Origin of the sequence: Mesorhizobium sp. M7A.F.Ca.CA.002.04.1.1, from assembly GCF_004022805.1 — a bacterium.
In the GTDB taxonomy this organism is placed as follows: Bacteria; Pseudomonadota; Alphaproteobacteria; order Rhizobiales; family Rhizobiaceae; genus Mesorhizobium; species Mesorhizobium ciceri.
The window spans coordinates 1-7,854 of sequence record NZ_RZPL01000214.1 but is presented as its reverse complement, the minus strand read 5'-3'; the positions used below and the strand labels follow the sequence as shown (position 1 = coordinate 7,854).

General features: G+C 63.2%; 8 protein-coding genes. 1 reads left to right on the top strand and 7 read right to left on the bottom strand.

Translation table 11 applies throughout. From position 1 onward, the window contains the following. From truB to rimP, 6 genes are all read right to left on the bottom strand, one after another. On the bottom strand, positions 1 to 718 hold a 718-nt coding region (gene truB, locus ENZ75_RS13645), incomplete at its 3' end, for a tRNA pseudouridine(55) synthase TruB (RefSeq protein ID WP_128278141.1). Continuing rightward, positions 718 to 1,158 (bottom strand): 30S ribosome-binding factor RbfA, encoded by a 441-nt coding sequence (gene rbfA, locus ENZ75_RS13640; RefSeq protein WP_024503464.1) that lies wholly within the window; start codon positions 1,156 to 1,158, stop codon positions 718 to 720. The genes truB and rbfA, both read right to left, overlap by 1 nt. A gap of 125 nt (positions 1,159 to 1,283) precedes the next feature. Then, positions 1,284 to 3,860, bottom strand: coding sequence for a translation initiation factor IF-2 (gene infB / locus ENZ75_RS13635; protein ID WP_013527894.1), 2,577 nt, complete (start codon positions 3,858 to 3,860; stop codon positions 1,284 to 1,286). After that, on the bottom strand, positions 3,857 to 4,507 hold the full coding sequence (locus ENZ75_RS13630; protein WP_024503463.1) for an RNA-binding protein: 651 nt from the start codon (positions 4,505 to 4,507) through the stop codon (positions 3,857 to 3,859). The genes infB and ENZ75_RS13630 overlap by 4 nt, the downstream gene beginning before the upstream one ends. Before the next feature lie 38 nt (positions 4,508 to 4,545). Further along, positions 4,546 to 6,141: a transcription termination factor NusA gene (gene nusA, locus ENZ75_RS13625; protein ID WP_013527896.1), complete on the bottom strand. Its 1,596-nt coding sequence runs from the start codon at positions 6,139 to 6,141 to the stop codon at positions 4,546 to 4,548. Between the two features lie 49 nt (positions 6,142 to 6,190). Then, positions 6,191 to 6,835 (bottom strand): ribosome maturation factor RimP, encoded by a 645-nt coding sequence (gene rimP, locus ENZ75_RS13620; protein ID WP_013527897.1) that lies wholly within the window; start codon positions 6,833 to 6,835, stop codon positions 6,191 to 6,193. Between the two features lie 299 nt (positions 6,836 to 7,134). On the opposite strand from rimP, the gene ENZ75_RS13615 reads away from it, so the two are divergent. Then, positions 7,135 to 7,302, top strand: coding sequence for a hypothetical protein (locus ENZ75_RS13615; RefSeq protein WP_013527898.1), 168 nt, complete (start codon positions 7,135 to 7,137; stop codon positions 7,300 to 7,302). 66 nt (positions 7,303 to 7,368) lie between these two features. Here ENZ75_RS13615 and ENZ75_RS13610 read toward each other — a convergent pair. Next, on the bottom strand, positions 7,369 to 7,854 hold a 486-nt coding region (locus ENZ75_RS13610; protein ID WP_128278140.1), incomplete at its 5' end, for a tRNA (guanosine(46)-N(7))-methyltransferase TrmB.

Sequence of the window (7,854 nt, the reverse complement as noted above, 5' to 3'; positions counted from 1 at the left end):
CAGCGGCTTCTGTCGTGTCCGAGCTGTCGACCTCCTCCACACCGAAACGGGCGGCTTCCAGTTCGGCGATGGTGACGAAGTCTTCCGAGGTGAACGGCTCGACCTCGACCCGGCGCAATTCGGAGATGTGACCGAAGCAGCCGATGTCGCGGCCCATGTCGCGGGCCAGCGAGCGCACATAGGTGCCCTTGCCGCACTCGACCTCGAAAACAGTATGGTCGGCGCCATGCTCGACAACGTCCAGACGGCCGATCTCGATCTCTCGCGCGGGTATGTCGACCGTCGCGCCGTCGCGGGCCAGATCATAGGCGCGCTCGCCTGCGATCTTGATGGCCGAGAATTGCGGCGGCGTCTGCATGATGACGCCGGTGTATTTCGGCAGCAGGGCGAGCACTTGGGCTTCCGACGGACGCAGGTCGGATTCTTTCGTCACCGGACCTTCGAGGTCATCGGTCGAACGCTCCTGTCCCCAGGCAACGGTGAAGCGATAGATTTTGGCGCCGTCCTGCACGTAAGGCACGGTCTTGGTAGCCTCGCCAAGCGCGATCGGCAGCATGCCGGACGCCAGCGGGTCGAGCGTGCCTGCATGGCCGGCCTTTTCCGCCTGGAACAGCCATTTGATCTTGGAGACGGCTTCGGTCGAGCCCATGCCGACCGGCTTGTCCAGGATCAGCCAGCCCGAGATCGGCCGGCCCTTCTTCTTGCCGCGACGCGCCACTATTCGGTGTCCTTGTTGTCGTCTTTGTCCTGGTCTGCGTTTTCCTGGTCCTCAGGACCCAAATCGCGCGCCACTTCCGGCGATTTCAAGAGGTCGTTGATCCTGGCAAAATTGTCGAAGGAGGTGTCGAGCTTGAAGCGGAACTCCGGCATGAACTTCATCTGCCGCAGCGCGCCGGAGACACGGCCACGGACGAATTTCGCATGCTTGTTCAACGCCTCGACCACCGCATCGGCATCTTTGGCGCCGAGCGGCGAGACGAAAGCGGTAGCGACCTTCAAATCGGGCGACATGCGCACTTCCGAGACCGACACCACGGTGTTCTCGATCAGCGGATCGATGATCTCGCCGCGCTGCAGGGTTTCGGATAGCGCATGGCGCACCTGTTCGGCGACGCGCAGCATGCGCTGGGATGGGCTGGATGCGGTTGGACGGGGCATTTTTCTCAATCCTGAAAGCGTGAGGCGCGGGATGGAACCGTGCCGCATGTCTCATATGGGCATTCTCAATAGACTTGGGGCGGCGGCCTTTCGACCACCGCCCGGTATGGACAAGTCACTCGAACTCAGAGTGTCCGGGTCACCATCTCGACGCGGAAGCACTCGATGACGTCGCCGACGCGCATGTCCTCGTAGTTCTGGAAGGCCATGCCGCACTCCTGGCCGCCGGGGACTTCCGAAACTTCGTCCTTGAAGCGCTTCAGCGTCTTCAGCGTGCCTTCGTGGATGACGACGTTGTCGCGGATCAGGCGCACGCCCGCACCACGCTCGACCTTGCCTTCGGTGACACGGCAGCCGGCGATCTTGCCGACCTTGGTGATGTCGAAGATTTCGAGGATCTGCGCATTGCCGATGAAAGTCTCGCGACGCTCCGGCGACAACAGGCCCGACAGAGCCGCCTTCACGTCATCCACAAGGTTGTAGATGATCGAGTAGTAGCGGATCTCGATGCCAGCCGCCGCTGCAGCGGCACGTGCCTGGACGTTGGCGCGGACGTTGAAGCCGATGATCGCGGCACCCGAAGTCTCGGCCAGCGACACGTCGCTTTCGGTGATGGCGCCGGCGCCAGCATGGACGATGCGTGCACGCACTTCGTCGGTACCGAGCTTGTCGAGTGCGGCGTTGATCGCCTCGATCGAGCCCTGCACGTCGCCCTTGATGACCAGCGGGAATTCCTTCAGCCCGCTTGTCTGCAACTGCGACATCATCTGCTCGAGCGAACCGCGCTGGCCGGCATGCTTGGCAACCGCCTTCTCGCGCGCCAGACGCTGGCGGTATTCGGTGATCTCGCGGGCACGGGCCTCGTTGTTGACCACGGCGAAGCGATCGCCGGCCTGCGGGGTGCCCTGCAAGCCAAGCACTTCCACCGGCATCGCCGGCGGCGCTTCCTTGATCTGCACGCCACGATCGTTGACCAGCGCACGCACCCGGCCCCATTCATTGCCGGCAACGAGGATGTCGCCCGGCATCAGCGTGCCGGTCTGCACCAGCACGGTGGCAACGGGACCACGGCCCTTGTCGAGCTGGGCCTCGATGACGACGCCTTCGGCGGTACGGTCCGGATTGGCCTTCAGGTCGAGAATTTCGGCCTGCAGCAGGATCGCCTCGAGCAGTTTGTCGAGATTGGTGCCCTTGGTCGCCGACACTTCGACGTCCAGAACTTCACCGCCCATGGATTCGACGAAAACCTCGTGGCGCAGCAGTTCGGAGCGCACCTTCTGCGGATCGGCATCATGCTTGTCGATCTTGTTGATCGCCACGATGATCGGAACGCCGGCCGCCTTGGCATGGCTGATCGATTCGATCGTCTGCGGCATGACGCTGTCATCGGCCGCAACCACCAGGATGGCGATGTCGGTCGCCTGGGCGCCACGAGCACGCATCGCCGTGAAGGCGGCGTGGCCGGGCGTGTCGATGAAGGTGATCTTGTGACCATTCTTCTCGACCTGGTAGGCGCCGATATGCTGGGTGATGCCGCCGGCTTCGCCGGAGACGACATTGGCGTTGCGGATCGCGTCGAGCAGCGAGGTCTTGCCATGATCGACGTGACCCATGATCGTCACGACCGGCGGACGCGAAACCAGGTCCTCGGCATTGTCGGCGATGTTGAACAGGCCTTCCTCGATGTCGGATTCGGCGACGCGGCGGACCGTGTGGCCGAATTCGGTGGCGACCAGCTCGGCCGTGTCGGCGTCGATGACGTCGCCCGGCTTCAGGATCTGGCCCTGCTTCATGAAGAACTTGACCAGGTCGACCGCGCGCTCGGACATGCGTTGCGCCAGTTCCTGGATGGTGATGGTCTCTGGCAGGATCACTTCGCGCATGACTTTCTCGCGCGGCTCATTGTGCATCGCGCGCTTGAATTTTTCCTGGCGGCGACGCATCGACGACAGCGAACGGGCTCGCGCATCTTCGTCGGACAATGCCGAATTCAGCGTCAGCTTGCCACGGCGGCGATCTTCCTCGCTCTTGGTCGGCTTGGCCGGACGCGCCACTTCAGGCGTGACCGGACGGCGCACCGGTGCGCCGGCACCAACCCGCTTCGGCTTGGCCACTTCCTCGTCATCGACTGTTGCCAGTTCGGCAGCCAATGGCGCGCGGCGACGCGCCTCTTCCTCGGCCCGACGGCGGGATTCGGCCTCGGTCTGCAACCGTGCTTCTTCCTCGGCCTGGCGGCGCGCGGATTCATCGCGTTCGCGCTTGCGGCGCTCTTCGTCCTCGGCGCGACGCTTGGCATCCTCGGCGGCGCGCTGGCGGTCCTCGACCTCGCGAACCTTCGAGCCCTCGAGCGCCCTGCGGCGTGCTTCCATTTCACTGCGCGACAGTTCGTTCAGCACCATGCCGCTGCGCTCGACCGGGGCCGGGGGCGGCGGGGGTGGCGGCGCCTTCGGTGCTTCCGGCACGACGACGGGTGCGGCCACGACCGCCGGCTTCGGTGTGAAGACGGGGGCGGCAACAGGCTCCGGCTTGTCGCCGGGCATCGAGAACTTGCGCTTCTTGGTTTCGACGACGACCTGCTTGGTGCGGCCGTGCGAGAAGTTCTGGCGCACAGTGCCCTGTTCCATACCGGGGCGCTTCAGCGTCAAGGTCTTCTTCGGCGTCACACTCAGCGTATTGTCGTCACCCGATTTCGTATCGCTCATTCCATATCCTCTGCGGCATCATCTTCGTCAGCAACAGCCGCAAGCATTGCCAGATCGTCCGGGGAACCGCCCCGATACCGGTCGAGCGCAACCATGCGCTTCTGGACCGCCCTGCCCGCGTCTCCCGCGAGAACGGCAGCATGTATCACATTTGTACCCCCCAATGCCAAGCTCAACTCGGCCTCGGAGAAAAGTTTGTAGGCAAGGATAGCGGGCCCACCGAGATGGACCGTCGCCCGTCGCGCCTGGCTGATCTTGCGCACGCCGTCATCGGACGCCTCGGAAGCATGCAGCACGAAAAGCGCCAATCCGCCGCGCACCGCGCTCTCGACCTTGGTAGCACCAAGCGAAATTGCGCCTGCCTTGCGGGCAAGACCAAGCATGCCCAGAGCGTGCCTGGAAAGCAGCCCGTCGACCATGCCGCCAAGATCGGGCGGCACGACCACCTGTGCCTTGAAGGCGCGGGCAAAGAGGTTCTTCGCCGCAGCCTTGTCGATATGTAGGCGGTCGGCGCTCACCCAGCAACCGCGGCCGGGCAGATTTCTCTTGATGTCGGGAACGACGGCCGAATCCGGGCCGACGACGAACCGGATCAGATCATCCGGTTCGGCTTGTTTGCGCGTAACGATGCAGGTGCGATCGTTCATCTCGTCCAAGGGCGGGTTCGGTGCGATGCGGTTTCACCTCACGCACCAACGGCTTCGTCAGCCGAGACTTCTTCGGCTGCAAGCTCGTCTTCGGTGATCCAGCCGGCCTTGAGGCGGGCGGCCAGAACCATCTGTTCGGCGTCTGCGCGGGTCACGCCATGATTGGCCAGCACGCCCGGATAGACTTTTGTCTCGCCGTCCTTGCGTTCCTTCCAGCCGGTCAGGTCGTCGGCGGCATAGCCGGCGAAATCCTCGATCGTCTTCACGCCGTCCTCGCCAAGCGTCACCATCATGGCGGTGGTGACGCCGGGGATTTCGCGCAATTCGTCCGAAACGCCGAGCGCCTTGCGCTTGTCGTCGTGCTCGGCCTCGATCTTCTCCAGATATTCGCGGGCGCGGGTCTGGATCTCCGAAGCGGTGTCCTCGTCGAAACCATCGATAGAGGCGATCTCGCCGGAATCGACATAAGCGACTTCCTCAACGCTGGTGAAGCCTTCGGAGGCCAGCACCTGGCCGACCATCTCGTCGACGTCGAGGGCTTCCATGAACAGCGACGAACGCTCGACGAATTCCTTCTGGCGGCGCTCGGATTCTTCGGCTTCGGTCAGGATATCGATATCCCAGCCGGTCAGCTGCGAAGCCAGACGCACGTTCTGGCCGCGGCGACCGATGGCCAGCGACAGCTGGTCGTCGGGAACCACGACTTCGATGCGTTCGGCATCCTCGTCGAGCACGACCTTGGCGACTTCCGCCGGCTGCAGCGCATTGACGATGAAGGACGCCGCAGAAGGCGACCACGGAATGATGTCGATCTTCTCACCCTGCAATTCGCCGACGACCGCCTGGACGCGGCTGCCGCGCATGCCGACGCAGGCGCCGACCGGATCGATCGATGAGTCCCGCGAGATGACGGCGATCTTGGCGCGCGAACCTGGGTCGCGGGCGACCGACTTGATCTCGATGATGCCGTCATAGATTTCCGGCACTTCCATGGTGAACAGCTTGGCCATGAACTGCGGATGGGTGCGCGACAGGAAAATCTGCGGGCCGCGCTGCTCGCGGCGCACATCGTAGACATAGGCGCGGACGCGGTCGCCATATTTGTAGTTCTCGCGCGGGATCAGCTCATCGCGACGGATGATCGCTTCGCCGCGGCCGAGATCGACGATGACATTGCCGTATTCGACGCGCTTGACGGTACCGTTGACGATCTCGCCGATGCGGTCCTTGTACTCGTCATACTGGCGGTCGCGTTCGGCCTCGCGGACCTTCTGGACGATGACCTGCTTGGCCGACTGGGCGGCGATGCGGCCGAAATCCATGGGCGGCAGCTGTTCGGCAATGAAGTCGCCGAGCTGGGCGTCGGGATTGCGCTCGCGAGCCGAGGAAATGGCGATCTGCGTGGCGTAGTCATCGACCTTCTCGACCACTTCCATCAGCCGCTGCAGCTTCATCTCACCGGTGTTCGGGTTGATGTCGGCGCGGATGTTGGTCTCCTGACCGTAACGCGAGCGCGCCGCCTTCTGGATCGCATCGGCCATGGCGGCGATGACGATCGACTTGTCGATCGACTTTTCACGCGCGACCGCGTCGGCGATCTGCAGCAATTCAAGTCTGTTGGCGCTTACAACCATCGTTTTTCTCCCGAGCTTGTTTGCCGGACCTTTGCGCCCGGCAGCTCAATCATAGTTCCTGTTCGTGTTCTTCCGTGGCGTCCGCTTCCGCACCCGACTCGTCGTCGTCCGGTTCGCCACGGCGCTTCTTGGCTTCCTTGCGCGCCCTGTTGTCCTTCGACAGGGCATCGCGGATGAGATCGTCGGTCAGGATCAGGCGCACATCGGCAATCGCGTCATAGGGGACGCGCACCGTCGGCTCCTCGCCATAGGCTGCCTTGTCGCGCTCGATCAGCACATCGTCTTCGCCGGCTTCGGCGATCTTGCCCTTGAAGCGCTTGCGGTCGGCGACGACGATCGATGTTTCCATTTTCACCAGATGACCCGTCCAGGTCGTGAAATCCGATTTGCGGACCAGCGGCCGGTCGATGCCGGGCGACGAGACTTCAAGATGGTAGGCCTTTTCGATCGGATCATCGACATCGAGCGCCGGCGACACCGCGCGGCTGACCTCTTCGCAATCCTCGACGGTCATGGTGCCGTCCTCGCGTTCGGCCATGATCTGCAGCGTCAGCCCGTTCTGGCCCGACAGATGCACCCGCACGAGGCGGAAGCCGATGCCGCGCAGAACCGGCTGGACGATCAGCGCGATGCGCGCATCGATGCCGCTTTCGCGGATGATGCGATCGTCGCCCTCGCTTGCCGTTGCAGTCATTGAAGCCCTGTCGTTCTCTACCAAGTTATCGGCAGGTAATAAAAAAGAGCGGGACCGGGTGGACCCACTCTTCGTCATACCGACCAAGAATTTGAGGCTGATATAGACGATCGCGGCCTGTGTTTCAAGCCCGCTATGCTGGTCGGGCAACGCTGCCATCGAGGTGGCCCCCGCCAGCGTTGCATGGAGCGCATGGCGCCCATGCGGCGGCCCCAATGGGATTGGCGCTGAAACGCACCTACTTACGCTGCGCTGCACAAAGGTGGCCGTGCGTCACACGTGCGCGAAAGGACATGATCATGAGCAATCGCAAGATATTTTCTGCAATAGGCGACTTCTTCACCGTATTCGGCAGCGCCGTGGCCGCTTCACGGGCCGTAGAAGCCGGTCGCAGGCCGCGCGCCGACGACCTGCGCAACCTCGGCGTCGAGCCTGCCGCCTTCGATCGCATCGGCCGCCGATTCTAGCTTTGACGCAATTCCGGACGGAAAACCGTTTCACACTTTTCCTGGAATTGCTCTAAGACCGCGAGCCTATTTCCGAATGAAGGTAAGATAGGCCGGCCGCCGGCCCTCACGAATGGCCTTGGCCTCGTAACGGGTGCCCGGCCAACCATCATAGGGCCGGTGCCAGTCCGCCGCCTCGCAAGCCTGCCATGCGAACGCGCCATGCGCGCGGCAATGCAGCAAGGTCCAGTTGACATAAGTGTCGATGTCGGAGGCGAAGCGGAATTTTGAACCAGGCTTCAGCACGCGCGCGAACCGCTCGAGATTGACCGGGCTTACGAAACGTCGCTTCCAGTGTTTCTTCTTCGGCCAGGGGTCGGGATAGAGCAGATCGAGGCCGCCGAGCGAGGCCTGCGGCAGCCAGTCGAGCAGCCTTGTGGCGTCGTCGTCATAAACCCGCAGATTGGCGAGCGGTTTCTCGCGCACCGCCATCATCATCTTGGCCATGCCGTTGACGAAGGGCTCGACGCCGATAAAGCCGATCGAAGGCGCCTCGGTCGCGCGGTGCAGGAG